Source organism: Paraburkholderia fungorum (assembly GCF_046027605.1).
In the GTDB taxonomy this organism is placed as follows: Bacteria; Pseudomonadota; Gammaproteobacteria; order Burkholderiales; family Burkholderiaceae; genus Paraburkholderia; species Paraburkholderia fungorum_F.
Window position 1 is genome coordinate 64729 of record NZ_JAQQEF010000014.1, and the last position, 20240, is coordinate 84968.

Annotated in this window: 20 protein-coding genes; 7 read left to right on the forward strand and 13 right to left on the reverse strand. The window is 59.1% G+C overall.

What is annotated here, in order from left to right:
* Positions 1–367: 367 nt before the first annotated feature.
* Both PQR53_RS22720 and PQR53_RS22725 read left to right on the forward strand, forming a co-directional pair.
* Positions 368–1444: a polyamine ABC transporter substrate-binding protein gene (locus tag PQR53_RS22720; protein WP_408459043.1), complete on the forward strand. Its 1077-nt coding sequence runs from the start codon at positions 368–370 to the stop codon at positions 1442–1444.
* 130 nt (positions 1445–1574) lie between these two features.
* A complete protein-coding gene (locus PQR53_RS22725; protein WP_408458697.1) occupies positions 1575–1937 on the forward strand; it encodes a cupin domain-containing protein in 363 nt (120 codons plus the stop codon).
* Between the two features lie 60 nt (positions 1938–1997).
* On the opposite strand, the gene PQR53_RS22730 is transcribed toward PQR53_RS22725, so the two are convergent.
* Together PQR53_RS22730 and PQR53_RS22735 are read right to left on the reverse strand one after the other, a co-directional pair.
* A complete protein-coding gene (locus tag PQR53_RS22730) occupies positions 1998–3002 on the reverse strand; it encodes an alpha/beta fold hydrolase (protein WP_408458700.1) in 1005 nt (334 codons plus the stop codon).
* Position 3003: 1 nt separating this feature from the next.
* Positions 3004–4284, reverse strand: coding sequence for an MFS transporter (locus PQR53_RS22735; RefSeq protein WP_408458703.1), 1281 nt, complete (start codon positions 4282–4284; stop codon positions 3004–3006).
* A 150-nt stretch (positions 4285–4434) separates the two neighbouring features.
* On the opposite strand from PQR53_RS22735, the gene PQR53_RS22740 reads away from it, so the two are divergent.
* On the forward strand, positions 4435–5016 hold the full coding sequence (locus tag PQR53_RS22740; protein ID WP_408458706.1) for a LuxR C-terminal-related transcriptional regulator: 582 nt from the start codon (positions 4435–4437) through the stop codon (positions 5014–5016).
* An 80-nt stretch (positions 5017–5096) separates the two neighbouring features.
* Here PQR53_RS22740 and PQR53_RS22745 read toward each other — a convergent pair whose 3' ends face one another.
* Positions 5097–5564: a YybH family protein gene (locus PQR53_RS22745; protein ID WP_408458709.1), complete on the reverse strand. Its 468-nt coding sequence runs from the start codon at positions 5562–5564 to the stop codon at positions 5097–5099.
* A gap of 169 nt (positions 5565–5733) precedes the next feature.
* The gene (locus PQR53_RS22750) at positions 5734–6234 is read right to left on the reverse strand and encodes a lipocalin-like domain-containing protein (RefSeq protein ID WP_408458712.1); all 501 of its coding nucleotides are present in this window, start codon (positions 6232–6234) and stop codon (positions 5734–5736) included.
* A 684-nt stretch (positions 6235–6918) separates the two neighbouring features.
* Between PQR53_RS22750 and PQR53_RS22755 the strand changes: the two genes are divergently transcribed.
* Positions 6919–9153 (forward strand): xanthine dehydrogenase family protein molybdopterin-binding subunit, encoded by a 2235-nt coding sequence (locus PQR53_RS22755; protein ID WP_408458715.1) that lies wholly within the window; start codon positions 6919–6921, stop codon positions 9151–9153.
* An 18-nt stretch (positions 9154–9171) separates the two neighbouring features.
* Here the strand turns inward: PQR53_RS22755 and PQR53_RS22760 are convergent, their stop codons facing one another.
* The 4 genes from PQR53_RS22760 to PQR53_RS22775 form a co-directional block, all read right to left on the reverse strand.
* On the reverse strand, positions 9172–10497 hold the full coding sequence (locus tag PQR53_RS22760; protein ID WP_408458718.1) for an MFS transporter: 1326 nt from the start codon (positions 10495–10497) through the stop codon (positions 9172–9174).
* Between the two features lie 73 nt (positions 10498–10570).
* Positions 10571–11416: an NAD(P)-dependent oxidoreductase gene (locus tag PQR53_RS22765; RefSeq protein WP_408458721.1), complete on the reverse strand. Its 846-nt coding sequence runs from the start codon at positions 11414–11416 to the stop codon at positions 10571–10573.
* A 9-nt stretch (positions 11417–11425) separates the two neighbouring features.
* Positions 11426–12427, reverse strand: coding sequence for a transketolase family protein (locus PQR53_RS22770; protein WP_408458724.1), 1002 nt, complete (start codon positions 12425–12427; stop codon positions 11426–11428).
* Positions 12424–13311: a transketolase gene (locus tag PQR53_RS22775; RefSeq protein ID WP_408458727.1), complete on the reverse strand. Its 888-nt coding sequence runs from the start codon at positions 13309–13311 to the stop codon at positions 12424–12426. The genes PQR53_RS22770 and PQR53_RS22775 overlap by 4 nt, the downstream gene beginning before the upstream one ends.
* 175 nt (positions 13312–13486) lie before the next feature.
* On the opposite strand from PQR53_RS22775, the gene PQR53_RS22780 reads away from it, so the two are divergent.
* The gene (locus PQR53_RS22780; protein ID WP_408458730.1) at positions 13487–14410 is read left to right on the forward strand and encodes a LysR substrate-binding domain-containing protein; all 924 of its coding nucleotides are present in this window, start codon (positions 13487–13489) and stop codon (positions 14408–14410) included.
* 171 nt (positions 14411–14581) lie between these two features.
* On the opposite strand, the gene PQR53_RS22785 is transcribed toward PQR53_RS22780, so the two are convergent.
* On the reverse strand, positions 14582–14776 hold the full coding sequence (locus tag PQR53_RS22785) for a hypothetical protein (RefSeq protein WP_408458733.1): 195 nt from the start codon (positions 14774–14776) through the stop codon (positions 14582–14584).
* A 561-nt stretch (positions 14777–15337) separates the two neighbouring features.
* Here PQR53_RS22785 and PQR53_RS22790 point away from each other — a divergent pair.
* Positions 15338–16228: a hypothetical protein gene (locus PQR53_RS22790; protein WP_408458736.1), complete on the forward strand. Its 891-nt coding sequence runs from the start codon at positions 15338–15340 to the stop codon at positions 16226–16228.
* 11 nt (positions 16229–16239) lie between these two features.
* Here PQR53_RS22790 and PQR53_RS22795 read toward each other — a convergent pair whose 3' ends face one another.
* The 4 genes from PQR53_RS22795 to PQR53_RS22810 all read right to left on the reverse strand — a co-directional run bounded on the left by PQR53_RS22795 (position 16240) and on the right by PQR53_RS22810 (position 19384).
* Positions 16240–16710, reverse strand: coding sequence for a ribonuclease (locus PQR53_RS22795; RefSeq protein ID WP_408459045.1), 471 nt, complete (start codon positions 16708–16710; stop codon positions 16240–16242).
* A 113-nt stretch (positions 16711–16823) separates the two neighbouring features.
* Positions 16824–17300 (reverse strand): bacterioferritin, encoded by a 477-nt coding sequence (gene bfr / locus PQR53_RS22800; protein WP_408459048.1) that lies wholly within the window; start codon positions 17298–17300, stop codon positions 16824–16826.
* A gap of 427 nt (positions 17301–17727) precedes the next feature.
* Positions 17728–18132 (reverse strand): VOC family protein, encoded by a 405-nt coding sequence (locus PQR53_RS22805; RefSeq protein ID WP_408458739.1) that lies wholly within the window; start codon positions 18130–18132, stop codon positions 17728–17730.
* Between the two features lie 220 nt (positions 18133–18352).
* Positions 18353–19384 (reverse strand): saccharopine dehydrogenase family protein, encoded by a 1032-nt coding sequence (locus PQR53_RS22810; protein WP_408458742.1) that lies wholly within the window; start codon positions 19382–19384, stop codon positions 18353–18355.
* A 181-nt stretch (positions 19385–19565) separates the two neighbouring features.
* On the opposite strand from PQR53_RS22810, the gene PQR53_RS22815 reads away from it, so the two are divergent.
* Positions 19566–20174 carry a TetR/AcrR family transcriptional regulator gene (locus tag PQR53_RS22815; protein WP_408458744.1) on the forward strand — a complete coding sequence of 203 codons (609 nt, stop codon included), beginning with the start codon at positions 19566–19568 and terminating at the stop codon, positions 20172–20174.
* Positions 20175–20240: the final 66 nt, after the last annotated feature.

Consider the following 20240-nt stretch of genomic DNA (forward strand, 5'->3'; position numbering starts at 1 on the left):
CTGCCTTAGTCCCCTTCTCTTTTCGCGAGCAAGTGTTGCATGCGTGTGAGCCGCTTATCTAGCGGTTGAACGCCTGCAATGCGGTTGCCTGTCCGCGCCTGGCAAGTTGTCTTGCTAGCGCTGGCCGGTTTATAGCGCTCGTCTGTCCAGTTTCATTTAGCTCTGCTGTGCGCTCGCGCTGCGGCAGGCGGCGTCACGCCCTCTCTCGTCCGCATTCCTGCGCGACAAATGGGTGCGTGGGTCGTCACGCCTGTGCGTCTGGACGTCTGTGTCCAGGTCTGCGCCGCGGCGAAAACTGAAGATCGAAATCAAGGAGATAGTCGAAATGAAAATCCGTCATGCCAAGCTTCTCTCGCTCACCAGCACCATGCTGTGCTCGCTGGCCGCTTTAACCGCGATGAATGCTGCACGCGCAGCGGACACGACGATCAACGTCTACAACTGGTCGGACTACATCGCCAAAGACACGATTCCCGGCTTCGAAAAGCAATCCGGTATCACGGTGAAATATGACAGCTACGATAGCGACGACACGCTGCAAGCCAAACTGCTTGCGGGCAGTTCCGGGTATGACATCGTGGTGCCTACATCGAGCTATATGGCGCGCCAGATCGAAGCCGGCGTGTATCAGAAGATCGACAAATCGAAGATGCCGAACCTTGCGAACCTCGATCCGGGATTGATGAAACTGATTGCGGACGCCGACCCGGGCAATCAATACGGTGTGCCGTGGGCATGGGGTACCGACGGAGTCGGCTACAACGTTCAGGCCGTGACGAAGGCGCTCGGCGCCGATGCGCCGGTTGATAGCTGGTCGCTGTTGTTCGATCCCGCGAATCTTTCGAAGCTGAAAAGCTGCGGTGTGTCTTTCCTCGATGCGGCCGCGGATGTGTTCCCGGCCGTGCTTCAGTACATGCACAAGGATCCGAACAGCACCAATCCCGGCGACTATCAGGCCGCCTATGAAGTGCTGAGAAAAATACGCCCGTATATCACTCAGTTCAATTCGTCCGGCTACATCAACGATCTGGCGAACAACGATATCTGTGTGGCGTTCGGCTATTCGGGCGATGTGGGGATTGCGCGGCGACGGTCGGCGGAGGCGAAGCGTTCGTATGAAGTGCGGTTCTCGAATATCAAGGACGCGGGCCTGGTGTGGATGGACGTCATGGTCATTCCGAAAGATGCGCCGCATCCGGAAGCAGCGATGAAGTGGATGAACTACATCGAAGATCCGAAAGTGAGCGCAGAGATTACGAACGAAGTGTTTTATCCGACTGCGAATCGGGCCGCGAGACGGTTTGTGACGCCGGCGATCGAGCAGGATGCGAACGTGTATCCGCCCGAGGCTGTGCTGAACAAGATGACGCTGATGCGACCGCAGCCTGCGCCGATCATGCGGCTTGAGAACCGTCTTTGGGCGCAGTTGAAGTCGGGGAGTTGAGGATTGACTGTTGTGCTGTGCTTTGGTGATGTCAGATGATCCCTTTTGAGCGTGGCGCATGCAGTGGGTGTGTGCGCTACGCCCTTTTTTTGGCCCGTTGTTTTCTAACTCTGTTTATATTCGAACCACTATGAGCATTCTGAACATCGTAGATTTCGCGCTTCCTGCCAGGGAAAGTATCGGGTACATGCCGAAGGCGGAAGCGGTAATTGCCGGCGATCCTTTGCAGGTTGTTCACACCCATTTCACTAGTCCTTGTGGGCAACTCGCGGCGGGGATTTGGGAGGGCGCTTGCGGGCAATGGACGGTGAATTTCACCGAGAGTGAGTACTGCGAGATTCTTGAGGGCGTGTCCGTGATCCGGGATGCGGATGGGACGGGTAAGACTGTGCGGGCCGGCGATCGGTTTTTGATTCCGGCGGGGTTTAAGGGCACGTGGGAGGTCGTTGAGCCGTGTAAGAAGATTTTTGTTTCGGTGGAGTTTAAAGGGTAGGTTTAGAGTCGGGGCGGCGATGGCCTGGTTGGCGCGATGATGAAAACCTCTTGAAGCGAATCACCGCTTATAGCCAAGTAGCTCGGTGAGCTTGCGCTCCACCAACAGCGCGTCATCGGGATTCTGCCTGGGATTGTTGACCCGGTGACCCCAGATCGTATCAATGGGATGGATGTCGACGTTATTGATCTGCCGGGCTTCGTCGCAGATCTCTGCGGCGGAGAAGTACATATCCGTCAGGCTTGGCATCACCAGGCATCGCGCCTGAATGGCATCGAGCGCATTCGGTAAAACACCGTTGTAGCGCGCGTTGTTGCTGATGTCCGCGCCGTGCCAGGCGTCGATCATGGCCAGCAAATCGTTTGGGTTCGTACGGGCGAGAAACGCGCCCCAGTCGTTAGTCACGAAATCTTCGACATCGCGGTATCCGGCCGTGAGATATAACGCGCGTCTGTAGAATTCCGCGGACATGCCCCAACCTGCATAGACTTGCGCCATCGCGCGAATGCCTCGCGGCGCCGCGCCGGAGAAATACCGGCCGTTCCAGGCCGGATCGAGCGTGAGCGCCGCCTTCAATCCTTCCAGAAATACCTGGTTATGAACCGATGTTCTTGCAGACGCACAAATGATTGCGGCGCGCTCCACCGCTTCAGGGAATAGTGCAGCCCAGTGATAGGCCTGCTGTCCTCCCATCGAGAACCCAACGACCAAAGCTACACGCTCCACGCGCAACACATCGTGAATGAGGGTGTGCTGGAGCTTCACGCTGTCGCTGACGGATATCGACGGAAACATGCCCGGCGGGTAGTGACTCGGTGACGACGACAAGCCGTTACCAAGCATATTCGCCAGGATCACGAAATAGCGGTCAGTGTCGAGCGGCCGGCCCGGCCCGACCAGCCATGCTATGTCGACATGGCTGGAGCCGAACGACGTGGGATAGAGAATTACGTTATCACGTGCGTCATTGAGACGGCCGGCCGTTGCGTATACGAGCTTCGCCTCGGGCAGTGTTTTGCCACTGCTCAATAGCATATTCCTGCAGATTAATGTCTCGCATTGCATATCAATCGACCCGCCGCAGCAACCACATGCCTACCAGACTGAAAGCCGCGCCGACCATGACGTAGTACGCTGGCGCGACGGTGCTTCCGGTGGCAACGATCAGCCATGTGACGAAAAACGACGCGAAACCGCCGAACACCGTCACGCCAAAATTGTACGCAATCGATATGGCCGTCGCCAGAACGGGACTCGGAAAACGCCGTGAAAACGCGTACAGGATCGGACCCGTATAGGTGCCGGTCAGAATGCCGAAGACAGCCTGGAACGCCAGCAGCGACACCAGGCCCGGGGCAGCATTAATGTAGGTAAACATCGGCCACGCGAGCAGAAAAACCAGCACCGCCGATGGCGCCAATACCCGTCCAGGTCCCACCCTATCGGCGAGCAAACCGGCAAGTGGCGCGCTGCACATCATGGCAAAACCGCCGACCATTCCCGAAATGAAACCGTCCGACTGCGGGAGATGCAGGACACTGGCCGCATACGTCGGCATATAGAACAGCAGCACGTAGATGGCGACTGTCCATAGCATGACCATCGCGAAACAGCCGAATGTGTCTCTGCCGTGCGTGGTTATGGATTCCCGTAGCGGCGACGCGGTAACACGATGCGTTGTGTGCTCATAGACGGGTGTTTCAGTAATCCTGGAGCGGAAATAAAATCCCACCGGACCGATCAGGGCGCCGAGCAGAAACGGCAAACGCCACCCCCAACTTTTGACAGACGCGGGGTCGAGGGCCGTTGTCACGAACGTGCCGGCTGCCGCGCCAAGCAGGACGGCGAAGCCAATGCTCGACAGCACCCAGCTCGAGTAATACGCGCGGCGGCCTTCAGGAGCATGCTCGGTCAAAAACGCCGCGGCCGTGCCCATTTCACCGCCCGCGGAAAAACCCTGCATCAGACGCGCGACCACGATGATCAATGGCGCGAGCGGGCCTATCGATTCGTATGACGGCGTCACCGCGATCAAGGTCGTGCCGGCGGCCATGATCATGATGGTGAGCGTCATTGCGGCCTTACGCCCTTTCTTGTCCGCGTAGACACCCAGCACGATGCCGCCGATAGGACGCATGAAAAACCCGACGCCGAATGTCGCGACCGCAAGCAGCAGCGAACTGAAATCGTTTCCTGTCGGGAAAAACACTTTGGCGAGTATCACGGCGAAATAGCTGTACACCGTGAAATCGAACCACTCGAGCCCGTTGCCGATAACAGTCGCCACGATAGCCCGATGTGGGCTCGGCCGAACTTCGGCGATGCCCAGCGATTCCGATATTTCCATTTTTGCTCCGTGAATGGTCGGCCAGGAGTTGCGTGCGATTGACCTTTTACTTACTCACCTAGGTAATGCAAAATCGAGTTTAACGGGCCAAAAACGTGATTCAAACTGTTTCGTTTACCTAGGTAAACGCTGCAAAGGGAGGGATTGATTGTGAAAGAGAACCGGGTTGTGTCTGGCGAGCCACTTGATTACCGCCAGATTTTCGAGCTCTGCCCTATCGCCTGCGCTGTTCTGGATCAGCGCATCATCGTCGATTGCAACGAGCTGTTCGCGAGCATCTGGCGAGGAACGCGCGCAGAGATAATCGGACTGTCGTTCGCGGTGCTTTACGCTGGCGAGAGCGACTTCGACATGCGGGGAAAAAAGATCGGCCCACTACTCGCGAAGCGCGGAAGCTACTCCGACAACTGGCTGATGAAGCGGCTGAACGGGGAGATGTTCTGGAGCCATGTAAGCGGGACAACCGTCGACAAGCGCGCCCCATATGCCCGCGCAATCTGGACGTTCTTAGATTTGTCGGTTGAACCGCAAATGGTGTCGGCCGTACGCGCTTCGCTCACGGCGCGCGAGCGGGAAATCGCCATGCTGCTGCTCGAGGGTTGCAGCAGCAAGGAAATCGCACGACGGCTGGAGATCAGTCCACGAACTGTGCATGTTCATCGTGCGAGCTTGCTGCGCAAATATTCAGTCAGCAACACGGTTGACCTGTGCAAGAATCTATTGACGCTTTGAGTGGGTCCGGGAAACCTGTTGGGGTCTCCCAAACGGACGTCGCCCCAGACGGGATGACGCGGTCCGGCAGGATGTCCGTCTTATTGTTGGGGCGCAGGCGTGTTGGTGGTCCAGATGTCGCGATGCATTTTCCAGTGACCATCCGTCCTCTTCCATAAAATGACGTAATCTCCGGCGTCCAATACCTTGCCCCCTTCTCCCGGGACCGTGTACTTGCCCACCTCATAGGCGCTGTCGCCATGGGCCTCTACTTCCACGGAGGTCAGCTTTATCGCTTTGAACCCTGAATCAATCGCCCCTTTCCAATACTTCGTGATTGCCTTCTGCCCACTCACGACTTGACTGTTCGGCGGAAGAAGTTTCGCAGTTCCGGTATAAAGCGAAGCGATACCAGCCGCGTCGCCACGACTGACCGCTTTTTCCCAACGTTGATTGCTGGCCTCGATAGACGCGCGTACATCCCCCTGCGCTGACACGGCATTCGCAAAACCAACGAGCACACTGAGGAGCGCAAAAAGAGAAAGCGATCTTTTTAATAGGTGACACATACAGCCTCCCAAGATTAATTGCGTTTCGTGTGCTCGCGAAGTTTGCGACGATGTGCGAAGACGGCCGCGCCAGTGCGGGCACAACCGACATCCCATCGATGTTTCAGACTGCCCCCCGGCGGTGGCCAGTATCTTCGCGACGTCCTGGCGAACTCTGTCGACACCCGGTTCACTTCATTCGTTGCCACACGACCTTGGCTGCTCCATAACCGAAGCTGCCCGGCGTGACATAGATCAATCGATCGCCGTCGATAATGAAGGGACGTCTCTGCACATCCGCGTCCCAGTTAGGAAACGTGCTTCGCTGAATATGAAAAGCGATGACGTGCGCGGCAGTGTCTACTGTGTATGTACCAAAGTGGGCCACGTTTCCCTGAGCAATTCGAGCGTTCTCGTCGGCCGTTCCCTGCAGACGGTTGCCCGAAGCGAATTTCGGCAGGTCGGCGCGCACACCGACCAGTGCATAGCGGCCATCGTTCCCGAACACGAGAAGGCCCTCGGGATGTGCGCCAAGCACTTCCTCCTCGGTTCCGCTTCGGGTGACAGTCAGAGAGACCAGCGACCACGATCCCACCAGACTGACAGATTGCGCGCGAGCCTCCGGCGTCGAGATACACGTCGCGAGGACCACCATCGCGACGGCCGCCAAGGCTCCCAGCGTTGCTTTCATGGCTATCTCCAACGCGTCATTGCGCGCGGCCGCCCGCAGAATCCGACACCCACTACGTGGCTCGTTTCCATTCGTTGATCGGGATGGCGCGATGTCACCCGAAAGCGTCCGTCGGCGCAGCGACGCGTGAAGGAATACTAGTGGTTTGTAACGCAAATGATAGCTTTACTACTGCGAGCGACCCGACAAGTCGCCGATCACCGTTCCAGAGCGCGGCAGCATCCGACATTGCGACGAGAACGTGAATAGGTTCTTTATCGCTATGCGGTTACAACATCCTGACTACCTTCACCAAACGAGCGTGCCTCTAGCGATTGCGAGCTTCAACGCCGCCTCCGCAAGATCGCAGCCACGCACAGGCAACGCGGTAAGTGGCGCCTCACGACGCGTTAGCTGAAATGTCTCAACGAGTACACCCATGTCGAGGTCCAACGGCCGATCGGGTTCCATCACGAACAGAGCGCCACGTGCATTCCTTGATTCGCGGGAATCACCCCACCGCCCAGTTTCTCCTGCGCACAAGCTGTGCGACGTCCCGCCACACCTCCCGTCCAGACTTCAAAAATGTCGCGAGTTTCATCTTGGCGTCATTCCTGTTTTATACGGCGGGTGTTAGAAATGAGAACCGGCCCCCAAGCCGACCACACAGATTGCTTGACCCCATGTTCGTGACGCGGAGAGAACGTGCAATTAGCCAGCAACAAAACGCAGCCACTCATCGGCGGCGACTTTAGCCGAATTGACGGACCGTTTAAGGTCAGTGGCACGGCAACCTACACGTCGGATTTCAACTTTCCAGGGACGCTTTACGCCGTACCGGTTTGCGCGACCATCGCCAAGGGACGCATCAATCAACTGGAAACGGCCGCTGCCTCAAAGATGCCAGGGGTCCGGGCTGTCTTCACACGCCAAAACATCGGAAAGTTCTATCGCATCGGCTTCGGACCAAGAATCGACGAAAGGCGGCCGCCGCTCGATGACGACATCATCTCGTACTATGGCCAGTACATTGCAGTTGTAGTGGCTGAGACGTTCGAGCAGGCAACCGCCGCGTCCCGTGCAGTGAAGGCGCGGTATACGCAGAGTCAACCCGATGTAACGAGCCGGATGCCGGCGGAAGGGACGCCGTCTGTCGACACACAGCGCGGCGACGCGGCGGCTGCATTCGCGGCCACCTCTGAGGCGCTGAAGCTCGACCAGATCTACACGACGCCGGTCGAAACGCACAACCCGATCGAACTGCATGCCACAGTGGCAGTATTCGATGGCGCGAACTACACGCTTTACGAAACGACCCAGTCGATCGTCAACCAGCGGCAGATGATGGCACAAATGCTCGGCGTGCCGGAAGACCAGGTACGCGTCATCATGAAGTATCTAGGCTCCGGATTTGGCGGCAAGCTGTTTCCGTGGCCCCACTCGCTACTCGCTGCCGCCGCGGCCCGCAATCTGCGGCGCCCCATCAAGCTGGTGGTGACCCGCGAGATGATGTTCCAGAACGTGGGGCATCGCCCGGCCACGGAGCAACGCATACGCTTGTCGGCAACACGCGATGGACGATTGACATCGTTGCAGCAACACTACGTCTATCAGGCAGCCCGCCTCGATACACGCAAAGAGAATTGCGGTGAGGCGACGGGCTATCTCTACAGCTCGCCGAACCTGCAAGTGACTGCCGCCTATGCGCGCCGGGACATCGCACCCAGCACATCGATGCGCGGCCCGGGCGCGGTCCCTGGCTTGTTCGCGATCGAATCGGCCGTCGACGAGCTCGCCATCAGGCTGAATATCGACCCCGTCCAGTTGCGCCTGGTCAATGAGCCGGCGATTGACGAAAGCCTGAATGTGCCGTTTTCCTCCCGGCACCTCAAGGAATGCCTGACGCGCGGCATGGAACAATTCGGCTGGACGGCACGCAAGGCGCCGGTCGGCTCGATGCGGCGTGACGGTCTGGTGATCGGCTGGGGCATCGCAGCGGGGTCGTGGCAAGCGCAGCGATCCGCTGCCGAAGCCATCGTTGAACTGAACGCTGACGGAACGGCGCGCGTTTTGACAGCGACTCAGGATATTGGCACCGGAACGTACACCATACTCGCTCAGATGGTGGCAAATGTGACCGGGATCGCGCTCGACAGAATTTCAGCCGTGATCGGTGACACCCGCTTGCCTCCTGGCCCGATGTCGGGGGGGTCGAGAGCTTCGGCATCGCTGGTTCCGGCTGTAACACAGGCGGCACAAGCGGCAGTCCAGCACCTTTTGCTCACCGCAGCCGAGGCAGCCAACTCGCCCTTCAACGGACTGAAGACGGAGGTGCTTGGCTTTGAGCAGGGAATGGTCTACCGCAAAGGAACCTCACCGGGAGCAGGCGTGCCCTTCGAGCGGATCCTGGGGCCGGCGGGGATCAACACGGTGGTGGGAAGGGGCAGGTCCGGCCCGAATCAGGACGATCCTGACGCAAAGCGCGTGTCGGTGCACTCGTACTGCGCGCATTTTGTCGAGGTTACATGGCAGCCGGAAACAGCGCGGTTGCGAGTCAGCCGCGTGGTGAGCGTGATTGATGGAGGCAAGATCATTAACGCCCGTACGGCCCGTAACCAGATCGAAGGAGCCGTGGTGATGGGTGTCGGTATGGCGCTCTTCGAGGAGACGAATTACGACAGCCGTTCCGGTGCCCCGATCAACCGCAGCCTCGCCGACTACGTCATGACCACGCATGCCGATGCACCGAAGATCGACGTCACGTTCCTCGACTATCCCGATCTCGCATTGAATTCACTCGGCGCGCGCGGTGTCGGTGAGATAGGGATCGCGGGTATTGCACCTGCGATTGCGAATGCTGTCTATCACGCGACGGGCGTACGTGTGCGTAATCTTCCGGTTCGGATCGAAGACCTGCTCACGGCTCAGGTGTCCTTGTAGAAGCGCCCGACTCGAACATCAACGGGTGCCCATTTCATGCTGGTTCATGGGCATGACGGATTGTTTCTCCACCACCGCCGGCGCGGTTTCGCGCATGGACAATGCGCACAGGCTTGAGACGACGCCGAGCAGTGAAAACATGATGGCAGGTCCCATCCAGCCAACGACGCCAAACAGTCCGGTGGCGATGAACGGCAGCAGCCCCGCCACGACGGACGCCCCGTTGTAGCCAAGCGAAATCCCTGACGAGCGCACATTGGCAGGAAACTGCTCGGAGAACCAGCTCGATTCCACGGCAAAAATAGGATCGTGACTGAACAGCAGAGACAGCGACACCGCGGTAATGACCATGACGCCCGAGCCGGTGTTGATCAACAGGAACATCGGCACGCCGAAGATTATCGTGAACAGCGAGCCAAACAGGAAAAGTGGGCGTCGTCCCAGTTTGTCGCTTAGCGCGCCATACAACAGATGGCTGCCAAGACCAATGGCCGAGCCGATCATCGTCCCCCACAACACGTTCTCCTTGCTCGTCACATGCGCCAGCATGACGTAGGACAGCATGAAACTGGTCGTGATGTAATAGCCGCCCGTTTCCGCGAGACGCAATCCGATGATCTTCAGGATCATCCGCCAGTCGCTGCGGAGCACCTGCAACGCGGGCTGCTTGACGATCGTGTCGCTGGCTTTGATGGCCTCGAATGCAGGCGACTCTTTCACGCTCAAGCGGATGAAGATGCCAATCGCTACCATCACGAATGACACAAGGAACGGCGCGCGCCATACCCAGTTTCCTTCGAACAGATGCGACGACAACAGGAACGCACCGTTGGCGAGCAGCAATCCAAACGGGATGCCGACTTGTGGCACAGCGCCGAAAAAGCCTCGGCGTTTTGCCGGAGCGTGCTCGCACGCCATCAACACCGCACCACCCCATTCGGCGCCGAAACCTACACCTTGCACCATCCGCAATACGATCAGCAGGACCGGCGCCAGCACGCCGGCCTGCTCGTAGGTTGGCAACGCGCCGATCAGCACCGTGGCGGCGCCCATGGCGAGCAGTGACCAGAACAGCACGGTCTTGCGGCCCAGGCGATCACCGAAATGACCGGCGAGGTAGCCGCCGAATGGACGCATCAGGAAGCCGACGGCAAGCGTAGCGAACGCCGCGAGAATGCCGATGATCGGATCGCTCGTATGAAAAAATATCTTTCCGAACCATCCGGCGGCGGCGGTGCCGTAAATAAAGAAGTCATAGCTCTCCACCGCCGAGCCAATCATCGACGCAAAGGAAACCTTGACGGGATTGTCTTTCGCGGCGGGCGTCGCAGATGAGGTACTCATGGCATTTGTCTCCGAATCGTTCTAATAAGTCAGAACCGCCGCGCTGGGGCGACGGTCGTTGTGCGCCAGTCGCTCAGCGCCAGGTTTCGATCACGCGGCTATCGTCCCGTGCGCCGAGTCCGGCGTCCGCTGCCTGGTGGTAGCGGGCATTGGCCACCGCGAGCAACGGTACGTCGGCATCGCAGCCTTCGGCGGCGGCGGCCACCAGATCGCTGTCCTTCACGAAGATATTGATGGCGCTTGTGACGCTGACGTCGGTCCCGGCCAGCATCCTCGGCCCGCGATCGGATAACATCCACGACCCCGCGGCACCTTTCTCGATCAGTTCGAGCACCGCGGCAGGTTCGAGGCCGAGCGAGCGGGCAAGGTTGAGTGCCTCTGCGGCGGCGACGATGTGCACCGAGCACAAGTGCTGGTTCACCACCTTGATGCTCTGACCATCGCCGAGGTTCTCGCCCGTGATACGCACGCTGCCCATCGCATCGAGCACCGGACGCAGCGCGCTGATGTCGTCCCTGTTGCCGGCGGCGAAGATGACCAGTTCGCCCGTCCTCGCCCGCGCGACGCCGCCCGTTACGGGTGCATCGACCACCCGCGCACCCGCTTCTCGCAAACGCGCCCCCTGTTCACGCACACTCGCCGGACCAACGGTCGACATGATGATCCAGCGCTGCCCGGCCACTGCTTCGCCTACGCCATCGATCAACGAAGCCAGCTGCGCGGGCGTGGCAACCATCGCGACGACGACCTCCGCGGCGGGCGCCGCATCGAATGAGCTGACAGCATCGAGACCGCTCGCCTGTGCAATCCCCCGCGCGTGGCTCGACAGGTCGGCGCCTGTCACGCTATGGCCCGCGCGTTTAATTTGCAGCGCCATCGGCAAACCAATCGCACCGATACCAACAAACGTTACCTTCATGATGTCCGCCTACTTCAGCCAGTGTTTGATGTTCTCGACGATCGATGAAGTCGAGATGCCATAACGGTCGTGGAGCGTTGGGAGGGCGCCCGCGTCGAGAAACTGATCAGGCAACGCGACTTGCCGGAACTCAGGCATCACGCGCGCGCGCATCAGCGCGGTGGCGACTGCTTCGCCAAGCCCGCCGATACAGCTATGGTTCTCCGCGACGATGACGAGCCGGCCCGGACGTTTGCATTGTTCGATGATGGTGGCTTCATCGAGTGGCTTGATGGTCGGCACGTGCAGCACGGCGACGCTGGCCGATCCATCATCCAGCGCCTGCGCAGCTTCGAGCGCACGCATGGTCATGATGCCGGACGAGACGATCAGCACATCGGCGCCATCGCGCAGCAACTTGGCCTTGCCAAGTTCGAACGTGTAGTCGTAGTCGTCGAGCACGACGGGTACCTTGCCGCGCAACAGGCGCATATACACGGGGCCGTTGTGGGCTGCAATCGCGGCGACGGCCTGTTCCGTGTCCAGCGCGTCGCACGGATCGACGATGGTCAGGCCTGGGATGCCGCGCATCAAGGCGATGTCTTCGGTTGCCTGATGACTCGGACCGTAACCTGTCGTCAGTCCCGGCAATGCGGCGCAGATCTTGACGTTGAGGTTTTCCTCGGCGATCACCTGATGGATGAAATCGTAGGCGCGGCGCGTCGCGAACACCGCGTAAGTGGTGGCGAACGGAATGAAGCCTTCCTTGGCCATGCCGCCCGCTGCGCCCATCAGAAGCTGCTCGGCCATACCCATCTGGAAGAAACGCTTGGGAAAGGCGTTGCCGAAGATGTGCAGGTCCGTGTACTTCGACAGATCGGCAGACATGCCAACGATATTCGGACGCTTCTCCGCCTCGGCCACGAGCGCGTGTCCAAACGGCGCCGAGCGTGTGCGTTGTCCTTCCGATGCGATCGACGCGATCATCGCGGACGTGGTCAGACGGGGCTTCTTTTCAGTGACGGCGCTCACGAGCGATCTCCTTGCGAGTGGTTCTGATCGAGCACGGCAATCGCTTGCTGCCACTCTTCCTGATCGACGCGGATGAAGTGATTCTTCTCGCGTGCTTCGAGAAACGGCACGCCTTTACCCATCAGCGTGTCGCAGAGGATGACCCGCGGCTTCTCATCGGGAAGCGCACGCGCCCGGTCGAACGCGCTGATCACAGCGTCGAGATCGTTGCCGTCGACACGTTCAACGTGCCAGCCGAAAGCCAGCCATTTGTCCGCGAGCGGTTCGAACGCGAGGATGTCGTGCGAGGGACCGTCCGCCTGCTGACGGTTGATGTCGACGAGCACGATCAGATTGGAGAGCCGATGATGTGCAGCGGAGAGCGCCGCTTCCCAGGTCGCGCCTTCGTCGAGTTCGCCGTCGGACATCGAGTTGTAGACAAAGGCAGGATTGCCTTTGAGGCGCAGGCCGAGCGCCATGCCCACGGCAATCGTCATACCTTGACCGAGCGAGCCGCCCGACATTTCCATACCCGGCGTGTAGGTCGCCATGCCCGACATGGGCAGGCGGCTGTCGTCCGACCCATAGGTTTCGAGTTCGCTTTCCTCGATGATTCCGGCTTCGATCAGCGCGGCATAGAGGGCGATCGCATAGTGTCCGTGCGACAGCAGAAAGCGGTCGCGCTCCTCCCATTCGGGATCGTCCGGGCGGATCTTCATGGCGTGGCACCAGGCGACGGCGAGCACGTCGGCGAGGCCGAGTGCCTGACCGATATAGCCTTGCCCTTGGACTTCGCCCATACGCAGGGCAAAACGGCGAATCCGGTAGGCGTGGTGCGCGAGATTCGCGTGGGAGTCGGCAGGTAGGTGGGCGGCCGGCCGCGTTGATTCGGTGATGGGTGTCATGTCTCCGTCCTGGGATTGTGCGGAATGTTTGTGCCCCGCGCGTCGCAATATCCGGCGACGACAGGTGCGTTTCATTCATCAGTAGTGGATCAATTCGACGCAGAGCCAGAGTATCATTGGGTAAAACGGCCTGACAAAAGAAAGGATTGCACCTACTCATGAATGGAATTCACGCATGAAGCCGATCCGGAAGCTGCCGCTGCCCTTCCTGCGGGTCTTCGAGGCGGCCGGCCGAACGGCGTCGTTCGCGACAGCCGCCGAGGAACTCGATCTGTCGCCGAGCGCGGTAAGCCACTCGATCCGCAAACTTGAAGAGACGTTGAAGCTGCGACTGTTTCAGCGCAGTACGCGTGAGGTGAAACTCACTCGCGAGGGGACGATCCTGCTTGAGCACGTGCAGCGCGGCATGGATGAAATGCTGCGCGGACTCGCGCTCGTTGCGACCGACGGACCCAGTCCGCTGCGCCTGCATACGGCGCCCAGTTTCGCGACGCAGTGGCTGTTGCCCAGGCTATCGGGTTTCGTCCGCGAAAATCCGAACATCGATTTGCGTTTTTCCGCGAGCACCGATTACGCGCGTTTCGAAAACGATGATTTCGACCTCGACATCGTGTACGGCGAGCCGAAGCCATCGCCACACGAAAAGATTCCGCTCGCGATGGAGAAGCTCACGCCGTTGTGCACACCTGACCTTGCCGCGCAAATCCGCAGCCCCGAAGACCTCTATGCGCACACGCTGATTCAATGCGACGTCCAGATGTTCCAGTGGAGAGGCTGGTTTGAAGCTAACGATCTGAGCCCACCCAGTCATTACGGCCTGCACTTCGACCGCAGTTCGATGGCGATCGCGGCGGCGGTCGACGGACTCGGCGTCGTGCTCGAATCGACGCTACTGGCCGATCGCGAATTGAAGAACGGGAGTTTGGCGTGCCCGCTGCTCGGGCGTACGCGTGAAGTGCCCTATATCGGACACTACCTCGTCTATCCGAAACGGCTTCATTATCACCAGGCGTTTGACACGTTCAAGACCTGGCTGTTGAAGGAGTTGAGAGTCGATCACCCCGTTCTGGACAGTGAGATCGACGAGGCAGATTCTTGAGGGTTCGCTGTTTCGCGAGCTTCCATCGCTCAGCGCCATAGGGGCTAGTGTTCTCTTCATGGCCACACTGAGCCGGACGATGGCCGGCTCATAAGGGCCGGTAATCCAGCCCTTATGGCAGTCTCCTATCTGGTCCCTTCTACCGGCTCCCTTGTCAACGATCGATAGCGATCAAGGCAACCTCATCGGCACGTGAGCGGGGGCCGGGTCAGGTGTATTCGCCGTTACATCCATGCTGTGGATAACAGCGTAGAGTTCAACGAGTGCTTTTTCCTTATCTATATCGTGTCCGCCAACGACACGGGCCATATCGGAAGAGGACAGTTCCGTCTCCTGATGCAGGTCAACGATATTCAGTGTGTTCATTTCGATTCACCTATTAAAAGTAGTTGGGCAACAAGATCTGGTCTGTAACTGAGCGGTTGTCATTGCCGCTCGCCAAGCTACAACTCACAATCTGTGCCAAGTTCGCATGAGGCACGCGACGCTGCGTAACCTGCTGTTTAAAATAGACATTCTGAGTTCGTCTCTTCTAGTCGAGCGACTCAGGATATTCGGCATGTGGGCTTGATTCCAACATATGACAATGCCCTGTTGGTCGTTTAAGAACACAGAGCAGTCGGCCAGGGAATAGACCGGTTGAAGACCGGGTGTCTCACGGGGACGGTCGCGCGTCGTCGGCGTCGACGAATTGTCGACACACCCGGCCGGCCAACAAGGGTGGCGCGAGACGTCGATCCGTTAGCTGTTCGGTACCGTACGTACGGGGCATCAAAGACATCGGTAGAAGTCCCATAGCGCCAATGCCTGGTTTTCAACTAGCCTGATGTCGTCCGACACATCGCCTTCAAATTTCCTTGAAAACGTTATCGGCAGCAAGAACGAACACTCGATCCCGGAACCTACTCGCGCGACCGCATTCTGCGAATGTGGCTCTGTAGTTCATCAACCGGCACCTTAAGCGGCGACAAACACCAGCAGAGGTTTGCAATGACGAGGTTCGGTCCGGATATCGTCTGGAGGATGATGTTTCGTTCAGCGCTTGCGCTCCTGATCGGGATCGCCAGTGGCGCGTCGCATGCGGATGACTGCGGTTGTTACGCGAGGTGCGGCGGCAACGCTCAATGCGCGCAGAACTGCGCATCTTCCTGTCAACTGAATGCCAACATTGCCAGGCAACGCGAGGACATTCAGTCGGACATCAAAAAAGACATGCAGACCATCGTGCCCGCTTACGTGCGAGCACGAGACCTCTTGCACAACACACCACCTACGGCTCCGAACTTTGAAGAAGTCTTTTATGCGTATCAGGACGCTCGAATCAAGCGAGACAATGCGCTCCTCGGGCAGTACGTCGCCGCGGGGTCCAACTATATTGCAGAGCTTCTAACCGGCGGTCAATCCTTCAAGATTCTCGACGACGCGTATCAAATGCCGGAATTCGCAAGGCCTTCATTCCACAATTTCGTCAGGGCCCAAGCCACGCAAATGCTGAATGCCCCAACCAGTCGTGGTTACGCCGGCAATACCTCGAACTATCCCCACATGCTCGACCAGGCGGAACTCAATGTCTGGCCCGCTCAACACGGTGGCCCGGTGCCGACAGTCGTGTTCGGGCATCTGGTCGTCCCGCAGAAGGGCGATCCGAAGCCTCTTGATCAGCTTAGTGCAAGCGATCGGTCGGCGGTAAAAGCCTGCAATGACCAGGTCAATGCGACCTTTCCAGGGAGGGACAGACGGAACCACGAACTTCAGCAGCAACGTCAGGCGATGATGAAGGAGTGCGTCAGTCGCACATGTCAGAGTTGCGAGTATTGAATTGGCGCAGGTTACTCTGCGATGCGTTTGAAACTGACGTAGTAGTCGTCGGTGTAGTAGCAGTCGGAGGTTTGCTTGCGCGGTCCACCACATACGATGCGGCGTTGCCCGCGATCCGCCGAGCCAGGCGTGCGAACGGTATATGCGTGGTAGTAGCCGCGCGGATGCTGCGACAGCAACCCCGCGCTGTTACGGAACAGGACACCGTCCTCGCCAAAAGGAAAGGGGCCGCCCGCTTTGATCAGACGCAGTGTTTCGGCGGCTTCCCCCGGCAACTGCGCTTTAGTGACGGCGGCCAACGCGCCCCGCTCCTGCGCACCCGATGCGGCGAGTGTGCCGCTCGCGGCCAGCCTAGGCTGATCCGGCGCCTGACTCGCGGATGCGCCCGATTCTTGATTAGCGTTTTGCGATCCGCCCTTGCCGCATCCTCCGAGGATCGCGCTCACGGCGAGGATGCACGAGAAAGTCCAGGCTCGCTTCACCAATCGGTTGTCTCCGGGTTGACCAGCATTGGACGACCATGAACGATTCAAGGGTATCGCTAATGGCTGGGTGAATCAATGTCCGACTGGAAACAGGATTTTTTACCCGGTGTTCACTCCACCGAATCCATTCCCGATTGCTGATAGTTCTGAATGCCAACTTTATCGATCAACGCCAGATTGGTCTCGAGCCAGTCGATATGTTCCTCGGTATCGTCGAGGATATGCACGAGGATCTCGCGTGACACGAAGTCGCGCACCGATTCGCAGTAGGCAATGGCTTCCTTGCAGGTACTCTGCGAAATCTTTTCCAGCTTGAGATCGCACTCGAGGATTTCCGTCGTTTCCTCGCCGATAAGCAGCTTGTGCAGGTCTTGCAAATTCGGCAGGCCGTCCAGCATGAAAATGCGCGCGATCAGCAGATCGGCATGCTTCATTTCGCCAATCGATTCGTCATACTCATGCTTGCCGAGACTTTTCAGGCCCCAGTGGTCGTACATTCTCGCGTGCAGAAAATATTGGTTGATCGCGGTCAGCTCATTCTTCAACTGCGAGTTCAGGTATTCGAGAACCTTGGCATCTCCTTGCATATAGCCTCCCAGATTAGCCACGCCACGCCTCGAATGAGGCGCGGGCGTCTCTCAGGCGCCCCGCTACTCGTCAGGCTTTCTGGTGCGCAGCAGCATGCCACGCATCTGCGAGACACGTTAGCGCAGCATAGTGCATAGCCCGGCCAACGCTACGAATGAGAATTGTCATCGTTTTTTCAGATGATCAGTCGCTTAAAGCGAAGTCGTCGCTATCGCGTCGTTCTTTACGCTGCGAATGCTTTGGCGCACGCATGCCGTATCGGTTCGATCACCGCAAGCCATATTCCGCCCAAAGCGTGGCGGATAGAAGCGAGTGGGAGGCGGATTTTCGTGCTCGCGGTGAATGACGTGCGCCAGCATCGCAGGCTAGCTGTCGCGGACCCTCGCGCTGCCGGCGCGCGTGACGACGCGGCCACTGCCTCGCGTGTCACAGGTCGAAGGTGCCGCGATACTGCTCGTCGGCATCCGAACGGGTATTGATTTCGACGAGAACGCCGCCCGGAACTTCACAGAAGAATCGCGAGCCCCGCTCATGCCTGAACACCCCGGTTTTCATCACGATGTCTGCGGCAATCATCCGTCCGTAGAGCGCTTGAACCTCATCGAGGGTGGCCAGTTCGAAGCCGATATGAAAGTTGTGAGGCCACTCGACCGGATGGCCGCCGGCGTCATCGATCACGATGTCGAACCCGGGTCGTTTCACAATCCAGCTCGCGCCACGCGCGGCGATGGTGCAGCCTAAATGTTCCTCGAAGAAGGTCGCCGTGGTGCTGACATCGGTCGAGGGGAAGCTCATGTGATTGAGCTTCATGGTGGTGGTGAGACTGCTCATGTCGATCTCCGTTAACGCGGATCGCTCGTTGCGTTCCGTACGGAGAATGTTACGAGTAAAAGCTCACATTCAATACTCGCATCGCCACGCTCGTGCAAGTCGCCGCTCAGGCCCGTGCCACGGGCGTTTCAGTCCACGCGGTGCGGCCTTGCGTGGGGTCTGCTCGCGTTTGCTCGCCGGTTGCGGCATGTCTTCAAATCGCCGAAGTCAACGCCTCACGTCACGGCATCGTCAATGACAGATGCTCCTCTCCGAGCGATTCCAGAAAGTCACGTGCGTCAAAGGCTTCGCCGGCGGTAAGCACGCCCGTCCCGTTGACTAAGCCGCCGATGACACGCCTCGCCGCTTCAACCACCAGCGGCGCGCTGATCGCATAGATATCCTGACCACTTGCCGACGAACGGCGTTCGATGCCGCCCGAACGCACGGCCACCTCGACCAGAAAGGTTTGCGAGGAGCGTCCGCTCTCGTCGACCGCGGCAGGCGACGACAGGTCCGGGTCCGACAGACCTTTAACTGCCGCGACTGTCATGTACGAGCGTATCTCGGGTGTCTTCAGGTGGCGCGCAATCGTCACCGTATCCGCCATCGTGAATTCTCCGACGACCGGTTGCGTGCCGAGCGGCGCACGGAACGTCCATTCGGTAATCGGCGCTGCATCGGTGCGGAACACCATGTGCCCATTCGAGAAGACAATTCGCCGACCCTCTCTACGCTGCCTCGAAACCTGACCCGCAGCCCTCGTGCCGAAGGTCGGCTTCCAGTTGCTGAGCCCATAGGCGATGGAGATTTCATCCGCGGACGCCCAATCGCCCATTGCCGCCGTGGCAAGAAGATCGCCCAGCCCGCCGAAGAACGCCATGGCCGGCACGATCACGATACCCGCGTCGCGCGCCCGTTCAGCGTAATGCCCGAACGTATCCAGGTTGGCCTCTATCTCGGCGGCAACGTCCAGATACGGAATCCGCGCCCGCAACGCGGCTTCGATCACGGGCGCGGACGTACTGGCGAAGGGGCCGGCGCAATTGATGACAGCGGCCGCACCCGCAAGCGCGCGATCGAGCGAATCCGGGTCATTGATCGACGCAGGCCGAATGTCCAGCCCGGGATAAACCGCCCCGAGCGCGTTCAGCTTGCTGGCATCGCGCCCGGAAACAATCGGTCTCCAGCCGCGCCTGACCAGTTCCGACACCACGAAGCGGCCGGTATGGCCGTAGGCGCCGAACACGGCCACGGTTTGATTTGACGTCATTGCAAACCTCCAGTTGTCGGGATGTTTCTTCGAATGGCAGGACAGTAGTTTTGATGACGCAACGACGCTACAGACCTGTATGTTTTTTCGAAGATTAAGATACAGATCTGTAGCGTGTCAAGCGATATCCGGGTAAAGTAATCGGGAAGCAAAAAGTTTCCGTCTCTCAAGAGGACTCGCCATGAGCAGAGGCACACCCACCACAGCAAAAGAAGCCGGAACCAGCAGTTCCGCCAGCGTCCGCGACCGCATACTCGATACGGCGGCTGATCTGTTCTACCAGGAAGGCGTCAGAGCCGTCGGCGTCGATCTCGTCGTCGAACGGTCAGGGGTTGCGAAGACCAGTCTCTATCGGCACTTCACAACCAAGGACGAGCTCGTCGCCGCGGTGCTTGAACGGGATGACGCGGACTATTGGATCGCCTGGGACAAGACCGCGACGCGCCACCGGAACGCGCCCAAAGATGCACTCAAGGCTCACTTGCAGTGGATCGCTCGTGACATTGCGGCACCGAAATACCGCGGGTGTCCATTTATCAACGTGGCAACCGAGTTTCCGGCGCCGGATCATCCGGCACGGGCGGTGGCGCTCAGGCATAAGGCGGAGCTGCGCCGCCGTCTCGATACGCTAGCGAAGCAGATCGGCGTTGCCAGGCCGGATAACCTGGCCAGTCAGATCGCACTTCTGATTGACGGCGCCTACGTCTGCGGACAGCTTGCCAAGGAGACGGCGCAAGCGCTGGTGCCGGCGGCGCTAGCCCTGATCTCGGTGGCAGAAAAACCCGGCTGACCTGAGAGGACCGCCATGCCTTGGGTCAACTGGTTTGGTCGAAACCGGCTTGCGCGGCGCAAAGCC

Excerpts from the sequence above, each read along its gene's own strand:
- PQR53_RS22720 (WP_408459043.1), top strand. The coding sequence starts at position 368 with ATGCTGTGCTCGCTGGCCGCTTTAACCGCGATGAATGCTGCACGCGCA.
- PQR53_RS22725 (WP_408458697.1), top strand. The coding sequence starts at position 1,575 with ATGAGCATTCTGAACATCGTAGATTTCGCGCTTCCTGCCAGGGAAAGT.
- PQR53_RS22730 (WP_408458700.1), bottom strand. The coding sequence starts at position 3,002 with ATGCAATGCGAGACATTAATCTGCAGGAATATGCTATTGAGCAGTGGC.
- PQR53_RS22735 (WP_408458703.1), bottom strand. The coding sequence starts at position 4,284 with ATGGAAATATCGGAATCGCTGGGCATCGCCGAAGTTCGGCCGAGCCCA.
- PQR53_RS22745 (WP_408458709.1), bottom strand. The coding sequence starts at position 5,564 with ATGTGTCACCTATTAAAAAGATCGCTTTCTCTTTTTGCGCTCCTCAGT.
- PQR53_RS22750 (WP_408458712.1), bottom strand. The coding sequence starts at position 6,234 with ATGAAAGCAACGCTGGGAGCCTTGGCGGCCGTCGCGATGGTGGTCCTC.
- PQR53_RS22760 (WP_408458718.1), bottom strand. The coding sequence starts at position 10,497 with ATGAGTACCTCATCTGCGACGCCCGCCGCGAAAGACAATCCCGTCAAG.
- PQR53_RS22765 (WP_408458721.1), bottom strand. The coding sequence starts at position 11,416 with ATGAAGGTAACGTTTGTTGGTATCGGTGCGATTGGTTTGCCGATGGCG.
- PQR53_RS22775 (WP_408458727.1), bottom strand. The coding sequence starts at position 13,311 with ATGACACCCATCACCGAATCAACGCGGCCGGCCGCCCACCTACCTGCC.
- PQR53_RS22780 (WP_408458730.1), top strand. The coding sequence starts at position 13,487 with ATGAAGCCGATCCGGAAGCTGCCGCTGCCCTTCCTGCGGGTCTTCGAG.
- PQR53_RS22785 (WP_408458733.1), bottom strand. The coding sequence starts at position 14,776 with ATGAACACACTGAATATCGTTGACCTGCATCAGGAGACGGAACTGTCC.
- PQR53_RS22790 (WP_408458736.1), top strand. The coding sequence starts at position 15,338 with ATGTGGCTCTGTAGTTCATCAACCGGCACCTTAAGCGGCGACAAACAC.
- bfr (WP_408459048.1), bottom strand. The coding sequence starts at position 17,300 with ATGCAAGGAGATGCCAAGGTTCTCGAATACCTGAACTCGCAGTTGAAG.
- PQR53_RS22805 (WP_408458739.1), bottom strand. The coding sequence starts at position 18,132 with ATGAGCAGTCTCACCACCACCATGAAGCTCAATCACATGAGCTTCCCC.
- PQR53_RS22810 (WP_408458742.1), bottom strand. The coding sequence starts at position 19,384 with ATGACGTCAAATCAAACCGTGGCCGTGTTCGGCGCCTACGGCCATACC.
- PQR53_RS22815 (WP_408458744.1), top strand. The coding sequence starts at position 19,566 with ATGAGCAGAGGCACACCCACCACAGCAAAAGAAGCCGGAACCAGCAGT.